The organism is Vibrio sp. 10N.222.52.C3 (assembly GCF_041474195.1).
In the GTDB taxonomy this organism is placed as follows: Bacteria; Pseudomonadota; Gammaproteobacteria; order Enterobacterales; family Vibrionaceae; genus Vibrio; species Vibrio crassostreae_C.
In genome coordinates this window covers 1-15,173 of record NZ_JBFRTQ010000020.1, presented here as the reverse complement: position 1 = coordinate 15,173, position 15,173 = coordinate 1, and the positions used below count along the sequence as shown (strand labels likewise).

General features: G+C 45.4%; 12 protein-coding genes. 7 read left to right on the top strand and 5 right to left on the bottom strand.

Translation table 11 applies throughout. The features are described 5' to 3' along the window. The first annotated feature begins 61 nt into the window (after nucleotides 1–61). Nucleotides 62–916, top strand: a complete 855-nt coding sequence (gene djlA / locus AB4517_RS02765; RefSeq protein ID WP_017061385.1) for a co-chaperone DjlA — start codon at nucleotides 62–64, stop codon at nucleotides 914–916. Between the two features lie 57 nt (nucleotides 917–973). Beyond that, entirely contained in the window at nucleotides 974–1,519 is a 546-nt protein-coding gene (locus tag AB4517_RS02760; RefSeq protein WP_017061386.1) for a DUF924 family protein, read from the top strand. Between the two features lie 95 nt (nucleotides 1,520–1,614). Here the strand turns inward: AB4517_RS02760 and AB4517_RS02755 are convergent, their stop codons facing one another. The 5 genes from AB4517_RS02755 to leuA all read right to left on the bottom strand — a co-directional run bounded on the left by AB4517_RS02755 (nucleotide 1,615) and on the right by leuA (nucleotide 7,431). Next, complete coding sequence (locus tag AB4517_RS02755) at nucleotides 1,615–2,397, bottom strand: DUF547 domain-containing protein (protein WP_137001752.1); 783 nt, start codon at nucleotides 2,395–2,397, stop codon at nucleotides 1,615–1,617. A 156-nt stretch (nucleotides 2,398–2,553) separates the two neighbouring features. Further along, entirely contained in the window at nucleotides 2,554–3,156 is a 603-nt protein-coding gene (leuD, locus tag AB4517_RS02750; protein ID WP_017062937.1) for a 3-isopropylmalate dehydratase small subunit, read from the bottom strand. 14 nt (nucleotides 3,157–3,170) lie between these two features. Further along, a complete protein-coding gene (gene leuC, locus AB4517_RS02745) occupies nucleotides 3,171–4,583 on the bottom strand; it encodes a 3-isopropylmalate dehydratase large subunit (RefSeq protein WP_372147862.1) in 1,413 nt (470 codons plus the stop codon). A 111-nt stretch (nucleotides 4,584–4,694) separates the two neighbouring features. Continuing rightward, the gene (leuB, locus tag AB4517_RS02740; RefSeq protein WP_372147861.1) at nucleotides 4,695–5,786 is read right to left on the bottom strand and encodes a 3-isopropylmalate dehydrogenase; all 1,092 of its coding nucleotides are present in this window, start codon (nucleotides 5,784–5,786) and stop codon (nucleotides 4,695–4,697) included. A gap of 97 nt (nucleotides 5,787–5,883) precedes the next feature. Further along, nucleotides 5,884–7,431 (bottom strand): 2-isopropylmalate synthase, encoded by a 1,548-nt coding sequence (gene leuA / locus AB4517_RS02735; RefSeq protein WP_017061391.1) that lies wholly within the window; start codon nucleotides 7,429–7,431, stop codon nucleotides 5,884–5,886. 568 nt (nucleotides 7,432–7,999) lie between these two features. Here leuA and AB4517_RS02730 point away from each other — a divergent pair. The 5 genes from AB4517_RS02730 to AB4517_RS02710 all read left to right on the top strand — a co-directional run bounded on the left by AB4517_RS02730 (nucleotide 8,000) and on the right by AB4517_RS02710 (nucleotide 15,026). After that, complete coding sequence (locus AB4517_RS02730; RefSeq protein ID WP_017062933.1) at nucleotides 8,000–8,659, top strand: TetR/AcrR family transcriptional regulator; 660 nt, start codon at nucleotides 8,000–8,002, stop codon at nucleotides 8,657–8,659. Further along, complete coding sequence (locus tag AB4517_RS02725; protein ID WP_372082792.1) at nucleotides 8,659–9,996, top strand: efflux RND transporter periplasmic adaptor subunit; 1,338 nt, start codon at nucleotides 8,659–8,661, stop codon at nucleotides 9,994–9,996. Before AB4517_RS02730 ends, AB4517_RS02725 begins: the two co-directional genes overlap by 1 nt. Beyond that, nucleotides 9,993–13,100, top strand: a complete 3,108-nt coding sequence (locus AB4517_RS02720) for an efflux RND transporter permease subunit (protein WP_372082793.1) — start codon at nucleotides 9,993–9,995, stop codon at nucleotides 13,098–13,100. The genes AB4517_RS02725 and AB4517_RS02720 overlap by 4 nt, the downstream gene beginning before the upstream one ends. A gap of 291 nt (nucleotides 13,101–13,391) precedes the next feature. Further along, nucleotides 13,392–13,916, top strand: a complete 525-nt coding sequence (locus tag AB4517_RS02715; RefSeq protein WP_136982218.1) for a phosphatase PAP2 family protein — start codon at nucleotides 13,392–13,394, stop codon at nucleotides 13,914–13,916. Nucleotides 13,917–13,970: 54 nt separating this feature from the next. Beyond that, nucleotides 13,971–15,026, top strand: coding sequence for an MJ1255/VC2487 family glycosyltransferase (locus AB4517_RS02710; RefSeq protein WP_372147860.1), 1,056 nt, complete (start codon nucleotides 13,971–13,973; stop codon nucleotides 15,024–15,026). Nucleotides 15,027–15,173 lie beyond the last annotated feature (147 nt).

Here is a 15,173-nt window from a genome sequence, read left to right as displayed (position 1 = left end):
ATAGCATTCAGCATCATCAGACAGCATTACTCAGATAAAATTCATAGATAGAGAACACATAATGCAAATATTTGGCAAAATTTTGGGCGCGTTTTTTGGCTTTTTATTTGGAGGGCCACTCGGTTTAGTTTTTGGTCTGTTTTTAGGACACCAATTCGATAAAGCTCGCGGATTGAACCAATCAGGCTTCAATAGCTCTGGTTTTGGTCGAGGTCCAAGCCAAGCAGAAAGACAGAACGAGTTTTTTAAATCCGCTTTTGCGGTTATGGGGCACGTTGCTAAAGCGAAAGGGCAGGTAACGCCAGAAGAGATTCAACTCGCTTCTACCATGATGGAGCGTATGAACCTGCATGGCGAACAGCGTAAAGCAGCGCAAGATGCATTCCGTGACGGCAAAGAGAGCGACTTCCCTCTGAACGACGTACTTGAGCGAGTTAAAATCTCATCGGGTGGTCGTTTTGATCTTCTGCAGTTCTTTCTAGAGCTTCAGGTATCTGCCGCATTTGCGGATGGAAGTTTGCACCCGAGTGAACGTCAAGTTCTGCATAAAATAGCGCAAGGGCTTGGGTTTTCGGCAGCACAACTAGAACGCCGCTTGCAGATGCAAGAAGCTGCGTTCCGTTTCCAACAGCAAGGTGGAAGCTTTGGTGGCCATCAGGGTCATGGGCAATCATCAGGTTGGCAACAGGCTTCGCAACAGAACCAACTTGGCGACGCATATAAGGTTCTTGGTGTGAGTGAAAGTGCTGACGGTAAAGAGGTGAAGAAAGCCTACCGCAAGCTGATGAATGAACATCACCCAGATAAACTGATGGCGAAGGGCTTACCGCCTGAGATGATGAATGTTGCGAAAGAGAAATCGCAAGAAATTCAGAATGCTTATGACCTGATAAAGAAAGTAAAAGGTTTTAAGTAATTGAACACTAAACCGAGTAATTACAAAGTTACTCGGTTTTTTATTAAAGGGAATTATATGACGGTAACGTATCAGGATGTTCTAGAGTTTTGGTTCGATGAGTTGACGCCTAAAGATTGGTTTACTGGCGGCGCCGAGATTGACACTTTGATAGAGTCTCGATTTTCTGAATTGCATAAAGCAGCCATTCAAGGCGAGCTATTTGAGTGGCGCCAAACTGCGCAAGGACGATTGGCTGAGATTATCGTACTTGATCAGTTTTCTCGAAATATTGGTAGAAAAAGTCCGACAGCATTTTCTGCTGATCCGATGGCGTTGGCTCTAGCCCAAGAGGCGGTAGCGGGTGGTTTTGATCACCAGCTTAACGAGCAACAGAAAAGCTTCCTGTATATGCCTTATATGCACAGTGAATCTTTGTTAGTCCATGAACAAGCCGTGGAACTCTTTTCTCAAACGGGATTAGAGCATAATCTGGACTTTGAGTTTAAGCACAAGGTTATCATTGAGCGATTTGGTCGCTATCCGCACCGTAATGAGGTGTTAGGGCGAGCTTCGACTCCCGAAGAGATTGAGTTCTTGCAGCAACCGGGCTCAAGCTTTTAATTGTAGAAATACGGTCAAAGAATTGAGAAGAGGCTAGAGGTTAATAAAAACCTCTCGCCTCTTTTTTACTTTAGTGATCAACTTTAGCCTTAGAGCTAGTTTGCTTGGTTGAGCGACCAATCGTATTCATAACTGATGTTTTGAGTATTGGTTACTGCTTCAATTCGATATTGTTCTAAGTGCTGAATAAGCTGTTTCTTCGTACCAAAATCCACAGCAAACCATTCGTAAATCGATGATAGTTGAAGCTTATTGTTTGTAACCATCACGCCTTTGTCACTGCTTACAAACTCAGTTGCAGCTTGCTCTAGCAAGGCTTCAGTATTTTTAGAGGTAAAAGCGTCAGGTTGTAAGTTAGGGCAACCTAGGCTGGCACAGTTCACTGCATAATGCGTGCGAGGATCTTGCCAAATTGGTCTTAGGATTCGGTGTTCAATGTCATTGAGTGTCAGTGATTTCCCATTAACGACTACCACATCATCTCCCCACGGACCGAAACTAAATAGTCCGCCAAGTTTAGTTATGGATTTGATCGGGTAGGCATCAAGAATCAAATCGACAGTCACGGCGTTGTATAGGTTAACCCAATAGGCATACTGCTCCGCTTTTGAATAGTCGAGCGGATTCACCTGTTCGAGTTGCTTGATGTATTGTTTAAGCTTTGTTTTATCGGCGGTGTTCACTGCTTTATAGCGAACTAACGTATTTTGCCCCTGTTTAACCAAGTAGCTATCGAGGAATTGCTGCCAATCTTGATGAGATACCTGTTCTAGTTTGGTTTCGTCGCTTTGGTTCCAGTATGGCCAAAGATCGGACTTAGGCGCAGACCAAGCTAAGGTTGAGAAAAGTAGGCTGACAATAAAAAGTAGTTGTTTCATGGCATTCTCCTGATGACTGACTACTAAGACCTTAAGGCTTACCATTTTCTTTCATTGCCCTTCATTTAAATAAACATATGAAGTTAAGTTAAAAGCTTAGCCAAATAAAAAAGGTTGGCACTTGGCCAACCTTTAGATTTATTCAGAAACGTCTCATTATTTTAGGAAGCTAGGAATCTTAGCTTCAAACTCTGAGATCTTATCGGCATGTTGAAGTGTAAGGCCGATATTATCTAAACCATTCAGTAAGCAGTGACGACGGAACTCATCAATTTCAAACGAGTACTCTTTGCCGTTCGCGCTGACTTTCATTGCTTCTAGATCAACCGTAATTTCTGCACCTTCATTCGCTTCAACGAATTGGAATAGCTCATCCACTTCTTGCTCAGTCAATCGAACTGGCACCATTTGGTTGTTGATCGAGTTACCGTAGAAAATGTCGGCAAAGCTTGGTGCGATCATTACTTGGATACCGTAATCGGCAAGCGCCCACGGTGCGTGTTCACGAGATGAACCACAACCGAAGTTTTCACGAGCTAAAAGAATTGAAGCGCCTTGGTAGCGAGCTTCGTTCATTACAAAATCAGGGTTTGGCTGTTGGCCTGCATCGTCTAGGAAGCGCCAATCGTGGAACAAGTGCTTACCAAAACCGATGCGGTTTACTTTCTGTAGAAACTGCTTTGGAATGATCGCATCAGTATCGATGTTGGCCGTATCTAGAGGAACGACTAATCCGGTGTGTTGTTGAAAACCTGACATGTTAAATCCCCTAATTAAAGTTCACGAATATCGACAAAGTGACCAGCGATAGCCGCTGCGGCTGCCATTGCTGGGCTAACTAGGTGCGTACGACCATCACGGCCTTGGCGACCTTCAAAGTTACGGTTTGATGTAGAAGCACAGCGCTCTTGTGGACCTAGACGGTCGTTGTTCATCGCAAGACACATAGAGCAACCCGGTAAACGCCATTCAAAGCCTGCTTCGATGAAGATCTTATCTAGGCCTTCAGCCTCAGCTTGTGCTTTAACTTGCTCTGAACCCGGAACGATAAGCGCTTGAACATGTTTCGCTACTTGACGGCCTTTCGCTACCGCTGCTGCTGCACGCATGTCTTCGATACGAGAGTTAGTACAAGAACCCACGAACACTTTATCTACGTTGTAATCAGATAGAGATTTACCGGCTTCAAGACCCATGTAAGCCAGCGCTTTTTCAGCTGATGCTTTTTCTACAGGGTCTGCGAAGCTTTCTGGTGCAGGGATTGGTGTGTCTACTGAGATAACCTGACCTGGGTTGGTACCCCAAGTGACTTGTGGTTTGATGTCTGCCGCATCTAATGTAACAACTGCATCGAATTCTGCATCAGCATCGGTTTTTAACGTATCCCAGTATTCGATTGCTGCTTCTAGGTCTTCGCCTTCTGGAGAGAACTTACGACCTTTGATGTACTCGTAGGTGGTTTCATCCGGTGCAATTAGGCCAGCTTTAGCGCCCAGCTCGATAGCCATGTTACATACCGTCATACGGCCTTCCATTGTAAGGTCGGTAATCGCCTCACCACAGAATTCAACCACGTAGCCAGTACCGCCAGCCGCCGTTGTTTTACCGATGATCGCTAGCACGATGTCTTTGGCTGTAATGCCGGGAGCAACCTTGCCTTTTACTTCGATCTTCATGGTTTTAGCGCGAGCCTGTTTTAGCGTTTGGGTTGCTAGAACGTGCTCCACTTCTGAAGTACCGATACCAAATGCTAGTGAACCAAATGCACCGTGTGTAGCCGTGTGCGAGTCACCACATACGATGGTCATGCCCGGTAGCGTAATACCTAGCTCAGGACCCATTACGTGCACAATACCTTGGTATTTGTGGTTTAGATCGTAAAGCGTGACACCAAACTCTTCACAGTTCTTCGATAGCGTTTCCATTTGGATACGAGCCATCTCACCAGAAGCGTTGATGTCTTTAGTTTGTGTCGATACGTTGTGATCCATGGTCGCGAAAGTCTTGCCAACTTGGCGAACTTTGCGGCCTTTCTCACGCAAGCCATCAAATGCTTGAGGTGACGTTACTTCGTGAACTAAGTGACGATCGATATAAAGAATTGGTGTTTCGCCCTTCGCTGCAACCGCAACGTGAGCGTCATAAACTTTTTCGTATAAGGTTTTTGCGTGCTGGTTTGTCGACATAGCTTTTCTTCCTTGGGAGCATCAGTCCCAGTGTTTGTTTCTAGCCAAGTCAGGCACTCTGGATGACTTGGCTTGATATTATTCTTATGTACTTTCTTAAGAGCGTTATGCTTATGAAGCTAAGATGTACTCAGCGATCTTGTCACCCATTTCAGAGGTGGTTAGCGCTTGTTTGTCGCCTGCAAGGTCAGCTGTTAGCTCGCCTGCTGAAAGTGCTTTAGATACCGCTGTTTCAATATCTTGTGCTGCCGCTTCTTCGCCTAGGCTGTAACGAAGCATTAGCGCTGCAGAAAGAATTTGTGCAACTGGGTTTGCAATGTTCTTACCTGCGATGTCTGGTGCACTGCCTCCTGCTGGTTCATATAGACCGAAGTTGCTTTCGTTCAAGCTTGCAGAAGGAAGCATACCCATAGAACCAGTGATCATTGCGCACTCATCAGAAATGATGTCGCCGAAGATGTTTGAACATAGCATTACGTCAAATTGAGACGGGTCTTTGATTAGCTGCATGGTCGCGTTGTCGATGTACATGTGGTTTAGCGTTACATCTGGGTAATCTTTAGCGATCTCTTCAACCACTTCACGCCATAAGATAGAGCTCTGCAGAACGTTTGCTTTATCGATTGAGTAAACATTTTTGTTACGTAGGCGTGCAGATTCAAAAGCAATCTTTGCAATACGCTCGATTTCGTAGCGGTGGTAAACCTCGGTATCAAAAGCTTTCTCAGTTGCGCCTTCGCCTTCACGACCTTTAGGTTGGCCGAAGTAGATGCCGCCTGTTAGCTCACGAACTACAACGATGTCGAAGCCGTTACCTGAAATGTCAGCACGCAAAGGCGAGAAAGACTCTAGACCTTTGTGGATTTGTGCAGGACGTAGGTTACAGAACAGTTGGAAGTGTTTACGGAGAGGAAGTAGGGCACCACGCTCTGGTTGATCGTTTGGTGGCAGGTGTTCCCACTTAGGGCCGCCAACCGAGCCAAATAGTACTGCGTCAGATTCTTCACAGCCTGTTACTGTCGCTTCTGGAAGTGGACAGCCGTGGTTATCAATTGCGATACCACCAACATCATACTCTTCACGAGAAAAGCTAATCGCATGCTTCTTTTCAATCGCGTCTAGCACTTTGTGTGCTTGCTGCATTACTTCTGGGCCAATGCCATCACCAGGTAGTACGGCAATCTTGTATGATTTATCAGTCATGTTAATCCTTTAATTCTTGTTACTGAGCTCTTTCGCTCGTTTTAAATTTTGTCCCTAAAGCCAATAACATCGGCTCTAGGGCTCTGTTATTGGGTGTTTAAACTGTTGCGATTCTTTGCTGTTTCATTTCAGCAATGGTGTCTGCGCGTTGAATGCTATTAATAACGTGCAGTAGCGCCTGACCAGAGGCCTCAACGATATCCGTTGAAACGCCCGTACCGTGGTACTTACGGCCTTTATAGTTAGCAATAATATCAGCTTGGCCTAAGCCATCTTCGCCTTCACCTTTCGCGGTAAGGTCGAATTTATCCAATGCAATTTCGTAACCCGTTAAGCGGTAGATACATTGGTATAAAGCATCAACAGGTCCGTTACCGACAGCCGCTTCGCATTTCTCTTCATCACCACATTGCAGCTTGATGCTAGTGGTAGACATAACACTACCAGATTGTACGCTTAGGTAGTTAAGTTTATAGAAGTCATCTTCGTCACGTAGATTTGCGAAGTGCATTAGTGCTTCTAGGTCGTAATCGAATACTTGGCCTTTACGGTCAGCCAGTTTCAAAAAGTCTTCGTACAATGAATCTAGGTTGTACTCATTGTCTTTGTAGCCCATTGCGTCCATGTGGCTCTTAACGGCTGCACGACCACTGCGGCTTGTTAGGTTCAATGCTTTGTTTTTCAAGCCAATAGACTCAGGTGTCATGATCTCGTAAGTGTTCTTGTTCTTAAGCATGCCATCTTGGTGGATACCTGAAGAGTGGCTGAACGCGTTAGCACCAACGATTGCTTTGTTGTCTTGAATTGGCATATGGCAAAGCTGGCTAACCAATTTACTGGTACGGTGAATCTCTTGATGATTCAAACCAGTATGAACACCTAGTAACTCTTGGCGAGTTTTGATGATCATTGCGATTTCTTCTAAAGAACAGTTGCCCGCACGCTCACCGATACCGTTAATAGTACCTTCAACTTGACGAGCACCGGCTTGTACCGCAGCAATTGAGTTAGCAACCGACATACCCAAGTCATCGTGACAGTGAACAGAGATGATTGCTTGGTCGATGTTTGGAACGCGATCAAATAGCGTTTTGATAATGCCACCAAACTCGTTAGGTACTGTGTAGCCCACTGTGTCTGGAATGTTGATGGTTTTCGCGCCCGCGTTGATTGCCGCTTCAACCATACGACATAGGTTGTCGATAGGTGTACGACCGGCATCTTCACAAGAGAACTCAACATCGTCAGTGTAGTTGCGCGCATGCTTTACCGCTTTCACTGCCATCTCGACAACATCGTCGTAGCTGCGGCGTAATTTGTCTTGAACGTGAACCGTCGATGTAGAAATGAAGGTATGAATACGGAACTGCTCAGCCACTTTTAGCGCTTCTGCAGCGGCATCGATATCTTTTGCAACTGCACGAGAAAGCGCACAGATACGGCTATCTTTAATATTTTTTGCGATGGTTTGTACTGATTCGAAATCGCCTGGCGATGACACAGGGAAACCCGCTTCAATAACATCTACACCCAGTCGTTCAAGTGCATAAGCGATCTGTAATTTCTCTTTTACCGTAAGGCTTGCTGCCAACGCTTGCTCGCCATCACGTAAGGTCGTGTCAAAAATTATCACTTGATCGTTCATGGGTGCTTCCTTATATCGATAATGAATCGATTGCTATCCAAATTATTATTAAGAATGATGTTCTTTTAAAAGTGCCAGTTACAAAAAAACCCGCTCAGCGCGGGTTTTAATATTTGTGTAGTTCTTGACCCACAACTTACCCGCGCGATTGGTTCACGATAAGGAGAAGTTTCAGCAGTCGAGAAGAAGAAAAAATCATTACACAAATATCCGTAAATAAACTGTTAACACCATATGTACCGTAATTTATTCTGAGCGTCAAACAAGAAAATCCAATATCAGCATACATTAGCGGTGTTTTGGTTTGGTTTGTGCTGCTTGCGTGTTGTTTATTGGTGTTATCGGCTGATTGAGTGTTTCGTACTGGGTGGTTAGTTTATCGTTTGGCTTATGTGTAGGTTAAAACTTTGTAGTAAATCTTTTTGATGGAACGATTCACCAATAAAATTAAAAGGGCGGCTAAATTAATTAATCATTTGATTAAATAGTGAGTAATTAATCTTCTACAACCATGTCGATTTATCCCTATAATTAATCGTGTGATTAATTATAGGGATAGGTCTCAGTGATGGCAGCGCGTAAAGCAGGGCGACCTCAACAGAATCTAGATGTACGGCAGTTACTCATTGAGCACGCTCGAGATCTGTTCGTGGTTCAACCGTACGACAAGGTATCGACTCGCTTAGTTGCTGAGCGAGCGGGTGTGAATATTGCGATGATTCGCTATTACTTTGGCAGTAAAGCCGGATTGTTTGAGGCGATGCTGCGTGAAACATTACGCCCTATGCAATTACAAATGCAGAGACTCGTTGATGAAAGCAGTCATGAGAACTTTCTTGATTTAATGCGGACTTACTACAAAGAGATGGTCAAAGTGCCGAAGTTTCCTCGCTTGATAGCCCAAGTGATGAATATGCCTCCCTCTGAAGTGCAAAGAGAGTTGCTCGAAAAGGTTTTCCTCGATGTTGCAAAGCCAGCCCAAGATGTCATTTTTGAAAAGTTGGTTGAACAAGGCATCTTAAAACAGAACATGGATCCAAAATTGTGCCGTATTTCGTATGTAAGCTTGATGGTGTTTCCTTTCATCGCTCCGCCGCCTTTATTGGCAATTCATGGGATTGAGATTAATGAAGAATTTCTTAATCGTTTAATCGAACACAACATTCAATTGATGACTGAAGGCTTTATTAACGCACCGAGCCCTTCTTCCGTGCAGGACCAAAGATAATGAAAATAAATAAAAAACTACTCTTCTTTCCAGCACTTTCGGTTGGTGTTATTGGCCTTGTCGCCGCGATTAACTTGAAGCCGGATCTTCCAACCAAACCTGCGGGTGATAGGGCTCGCTTAGTTGATACTGTGAGCCTAGAACAACAACTGATAGCGCCGTTAGCGGTCGGCTTTGGCAAAGTAGTGCCTAAAGTTGAATGGAAAGCGATTGCTGAGGTGACAGGACAGATCGTGTATCGACATCCAGATCTTGAAAAAGGCCAGGTGATCCCTGCAGGAACGGTCGTGCTCAAGGTTGATCCATTGGATTACGAATTGAAACTGATACAAGCAGAGGCGGATCTAAAATCAAGCCAAACCTCATTAGCGAAATTGAATCAAGAAGAAGACAACCTTAATCAGACTCTTAAGATCGAAAAGAATCGTTTGGTGATCAGCAATAAAGAGCTACAACGTAAACAGGATCTGCGTAAGAAAGGGCTCACCTCTCAATCGGATGTCGACCTGCAACAACAAAGCGCATTGTCTCAGCAGAAGTTGGTATTAGATATCGCGAACCAAATCGCGTTGATGCCAGATGAAAAGCGTGTTGCGGAAGCGGTGATTAAGGTCAACGTGTCTAAGGTAAAAGAGGCGCAGCGCTCTCTCGATAAGACCACGATCACTTTGCCAAGAGCGATGCGAATTGCTCAGGTTGATATCGAACAAAATCAAGTAGTTAACCTTCAGCAGGAGATGTTTATTGCTCACGGGATTAATGTCATGGAAGTAGAGGCGCAACTTTCTATTCACGATATGCAAACTTTAGCCTCCAGCTTTAACCAATTTCCTCGCGATGCTGCAGGAATCCCTAATCCTTATGAAGCGCCAATCAAAGCAAGCATTCAACTTAACAGCGGCAACCTGAACCTCAGTTGGCCAGCGAAGGTGGCAAGAATCAGCGAAACAGTTGATGAAAACCAAGCGACGGCGGGGATTATTCTCGAGATCGCTCAAGATTACTCACAATTGCAACCAGACAGCGCGACGCCTTTGGTTAACGGTATGTTTGTCAAAGCTGAGATTGAAGGTGTCGCGAATCTAAGTTGGGTGTTGCCTGAACGAGCGCTACATGGTGACAAAATTTATCTAATGGACGATAACTCTCGTCTGAAAATGGTGAATGTTGAAGTGCTTTATCGTAGAGACAACCAAGTGGTTGTGAACGGGGAGCTTCAAACGGGCGACAAACTGGTTCTCAATGACTTATTACCAGCCATTGAAGGCATGTTACTGAGAGAGTCCAACTCTGAAGAGGCTGAGCTTGAATCAGATACTCAGGAGAGTGCGTCATGATCAAGTTTTTCTCTCGGCACCCAACAGCAGCAAACTTGTTGATGCTTGGGTTGTTGATCTTGGGTATAAGCTCACTATCAACCATCAAACGTGAAACCTTCCCCGCTTACGATCCGCCTTACATTATGGCTGCGATTGTTTATCCCGGCGCCTCTCCACAAGAAGTGGAAGAGAGCTTGTGTGTGCGAATGGAAGATGCAGTAGACGGCTTAGCCAACATTGAAGAAACTCAGTGTGAAGCCATCGAAGGCAGCGCTCGTTTAATTCTAAAGTTAAATGAAAAAGCGGACATCGGCCGAATGCTGGTGGATGTGCAAACCCAGATCAACTCGATCAATGATTTCCCAACTGAGATTGAATCGCCTGTTGTTCAAGAACTAGATTGGAATGAACCGGTTGTCGATATCGCTATAACAGCCGAAACGTCGTGGCCAGAACTTAAGGCCTACGCGGAAGATCTTAAGCGCACCATGAAGCTTGATTACGATGTCTCTTTGGTCGAGGTTAGCGGCTTCTCGGATCATCAATATCGAGTGGAACTGGATACCCAAGCTATTCGTCAGTTGGGTTTGAGTGTCGGTGATATCGCGGATCAAATTGGTCGACAGAATGTAAAACTGCCGAGTGGTAACGTTGAAACACCAGATAAAAACTTCCTGATTCGCTTCGACGAGAGACGAATCACACCGGTTGAACTTGAAAGTATCGTGGTTGGTTCTGCGCCTAATGGCTCGGTGATCCGTTTGAGAGACATAGCCAAAATAACCGACCGCTTTGAGCTGGATGAACAGAAGGTGTTATTTGATGGCAAGCCTTCGGCGCTGCTTAAGATCAGTAAGAACAAAGAAGACGATGCGCTGCGAATCAAAGAGAACGTAACACGATTCGTTGAAGATCAAAGCGCGATTGCTCCTGATGGCGTGACACTACAAATGACCAACGATCTCTCATCTGTGCTTTGGGATCGTCTAACCATGATGGTGAGCAATGGCTGGCAAGGTATTGTGCTGGTGTTCGCCACCATGTGGCTGTTCTTCAGCTTACGTTATTCATTTTGGGTGGCGGCAGGGTTGCCAGTGGCCTTCCTTGGTGGCTTGTTCTTAATGGCCAACCTTGGTTTGTCGATCAACATTATGTCGCTGGTCGGGTTGTTAATGGCAATCGGTATTATGATGGATGACGCCATCGTGATAGCCGAATCGATAGCCTCCCACTTAGATAGGGGACAAAGCGTCGATGATGCGGTGTACAACGGCGTTAAGAAAGTGCTTCCCGGAGTACTGTCTTCTTTCTTAACCACGGTGTGTATTTTCGGTAGCTTACTGTTTCTTGATGGCGAGATGGGCGCTGTGCTTAAGGCCGTTCCTCAAGTATTGATTTTGGTGCTGTCGTTGAGCTTGATTGAAGCCTTCCTGATTCTACCTAATCACCTATCTCATTCATTACACAAAGAAAAAAATGACAAGCCAGCGCTGCGCTTTAAAGTGGTGTTGCTTGAGAAGTTTGAGAACTTCCGTAATACCACTTTGATGAACATGGTTGAGAAAGTCGTGACCTTCCGCTACGCCTTTATGGGCGGAGTGATTACGCTGTTGTTGCTTTCAGTCGCCTTGATTGCTGGTGGTGTTGTTAAGTTTCAACCTTTCCCAGAGCTGGATGGTGATATTGCCGAGGCGCGTATTATTCTTCCGCCGGGGGCGTCACTGTCTCAAACCGAGATAGTGGTCGATAAGATTGTTGCATCAGCCGAGCGTTTAAATGCGCAGTGGAGCGAAGAGGTCGAAGAAGGCAACACCTTGGTTGAGCACATTACTAGCCAATTTAATGCCAACGCAGATGCCAACGAATCAGGCCCACACTTAGCCACAGTGCGTTTAGATCTGCGTGGAGCAGAGAGCCGTAACACGGTTATCGATGATTTCATTGATGCATGGCGAGAGGATATCGGTGACTTGGCGGATCCTATTTCATTGGTGTTCAAGCAACCTACTATGGGGCCGGGCGGTCGTGCTATTGAAATTCGCGCCAAACACGATGACCTGAGCGCATTGAAATCCGCTTCTTTGGATATTCAGGAGTACCTTAATCAGTTCGATGGGGTGCATGGCGTGCTTGATGATATGCGCATGGGTAAAGAAGAGATCTTGGTGAAGCTGCGTCCGGGCGCTGAAACCTACAATGTGAATGGGCAGATGATTGCTTCCCAATTGCGTGCGGCTTTCTTTGGTCAGACAGCGGATGAGATTCAAATCGGTGTTGAGAATATCTCGATTGAAGTGCGTCTTGATAAAGAGCAAGCGGGCGACATACAGCAGCTGGCCAACTTCCCGATCATCACCGCAGATGGCAGTCAGATCCCGCTAGCAACGTTGGCGACGTTAGATTTCCAACGTAATTACGTGCGAATTCAGCGTATTGATGGGCTGAGAACTATCAGTATCTTTGGTGATATTGATAACAAGAAAGCGAGTTCATCCGCGATCTTGGCTCAGTTCCAAAAAGATGAAGCCGCCAAACTTATTCAGAAGTACCCGGGTCTACGCTTTGATTTCGAAGGGGAGGCCAAAGATGCGGCTAAGACTGGAGCCTCTATGGGCAAAGGCTTCTTACTCGGCTTATTTGGCGTGTTTGCGATTCTTAGCTATCAATTCCGAAGCTACTTAGAGCCTGTGGTCGTGATGTTGGCGATTCCACTCGCTTTTATTGGGGTGGTCGTTGGACACTGGATACTTGGGCACTCTTTGAGTATGCCAAGCATGATGGGCTTTGTGTCGCTTGCTGGGATTGTGGTCAACGATTCCATTTTGTTGGTGCAGTACATTCGTCACCATGTCGATGAGGGAGATAGCGTGCATGACTCGGTGGTAAAAGCCAGTCGTGAGCGTTTCCGAGCGGTATTCTTGACCTCAATGACGACTGCGGCAGGTTTGCTACCGCTGTTGACGGAAACTAGCTTACAGGCTCAGGTTATCCAGCCATTGGTTATTTCGATCGTATTCGGCATATTTGCCTCGACCTTACTGGTGCTGTTTATGATCCCAGCGGCTTACGCAATATTGGCGGATTTCGGTTTGGTGAAAAAGCACGAGCCATTAGCCCTATAGCCTTTAGCGCTATTATCATTTGCGAGTACTACTATTATTAGCGAACGCTATAACCATTAACACGATAGAAGTAGGGTTTGCTTACTTATACTAAGAAGTAAAAACATAGAAGAATAAAGCGGCCTTGGGTCGCTTTATTTTTATCGACAGTTTCTAGGCCTCATCAGCTTGCTTAGCGAAAGCGGTCAATTCGCCTCAAAATTCATTTTAGTTCATTCAAAACGTCACTTAACTGTCATTTCAGGAGCATAACTTGAGCCTTAACTGAATAAGGATTGTTAAGGAGATTGTATGCGTACTATCGAACCTATTGTCCGCTGGGATGTGGCATTTTCTGTTTTCTGTTTAAAGAGCCGTTATAGCGGACAACAGGCGACACTCAGTAAGGCGGTGTCTCATACTGGAGATGGACACCTTTATGTTTTGATTGCCTTGATTGCACTGCTGGTCGATAGCAACACCGGTCGAGACTTTCTTTTGGTGGGCTTAACCGCCTTCGCAATCGAACTGCCTATTTACTGGTTTGCTAAAAATACGCTCAAGCGCCGTCGACCAGCTGAATTCTCTTCACTACTTCACTCTCATATTGTGCCATCCGATAAATACAGTCTGCCTTCAGGGCATTCCGCTGCTGCTTTTGTTATGGCGACCCTAATCGGGCATTTCTATCCGAGCTTGTACCTCTTTAGCTTGGTGTGGGCAACTGCGATTGCAGGCTCTCGAATCCTGCTCGGTGTGCACTTTTTAACGGACGTACTGATTGGCGCAGCCTTGGGCATCGCTTGTACCAGCCTAGCTATCAGCTTCATCCTGTAATTATTTTGTTGGCAACCACTGCCGAGCTTAAGTGGTAAATTTAAAGGAACATGCATGAAAATTTTATATGGCGTACAAGGCACAGGAAATGGGCACATCACTCGAGCGAGAGCAATGGCCGTCGCTTTTCGTCAGCAAAATATTGATGTCGATTTTCTGTTCTCTGGGCGAGATGAGAGCAAATACTTTTCGATGGAAGCGTTTGGCAACTATCAGACCCGCAGCGGCTTAACTTTTTACAGCGAGCAGGGGCAGGTTAAATACGGCAAAACATTCATGAAGAACAACATCTGGCGATTTCTCCGTGAGATTAACCAGATCGATCTTACGCCTTATGATTTAGTGATTAATGATTTTGAGCCTGTCACTGCATGGGCGGCTAAGAGACAAGGTGTGCCATGCATTGGGATAAGCCACCAGAATGCGTTTCGTTATGATGTACCCAAAGAAGGGGGCAACTGGATTGAACATTCAGTGATTCAACATTTCGCCCCAACCGAGCACTCTATTGGCTTGCACTGGTATCACTTTGAACAGCCGATTTTGCCGCCTATCGTTCACACGCTGGTTGGTGATCAACAAATAAAAACAACACAAGATTTTACGTTGGTCTATTTGCCATTTGAGGATCTTGAGTCGATCTCAGAGCTGCTGATGAAGTTCATTTCGCAAAACTTTGTCTGTTACCACCCGGATGTGATTGAGCATAGCCGAGTTGAAAATATTGAGTTCAAACCACTGAGTCATGCGGGCTTTCAATTCGACCTCAATCAGTGCTCTGGTGTGGTCGCAAATGGCGGCTTTGAATTGCCATCTGAAGCCCTAACTTTGGGGAAGAAATTGCTTCTCAAACCACTCGAAGGACAGTTCGAACAACAGAGCAATGTGGCGACGCTAGAGGCCCTTGGGTTAGCTCAAACCATGACGTTTTTAGATGCGGCTATCTTGCGCGCTTGGCTCAGTGAAAAACAGGCCGAAGTGGTCACCTATCCAGACGTGGCAAGTGCACTCGTTGAGTGGGTATTAGCAGGGAATTGGTCTAATCAAGATGATTTAAGAAAGCAACTTTGGGACAAGGTCGACTTTCCAAGTTATGCATCGCTCACCTAACTCATAAGTGCTATTTCTGAATTGACCAGTTGAACAATTCACGGGCTCAATAAATTGTAACAAATGTAACCAAACGATAGAACAGCTAAATAAGTCGAAATTAAACTCATAAGTGACGCATTTTATGTTTTTTTATAACTCTGTAAA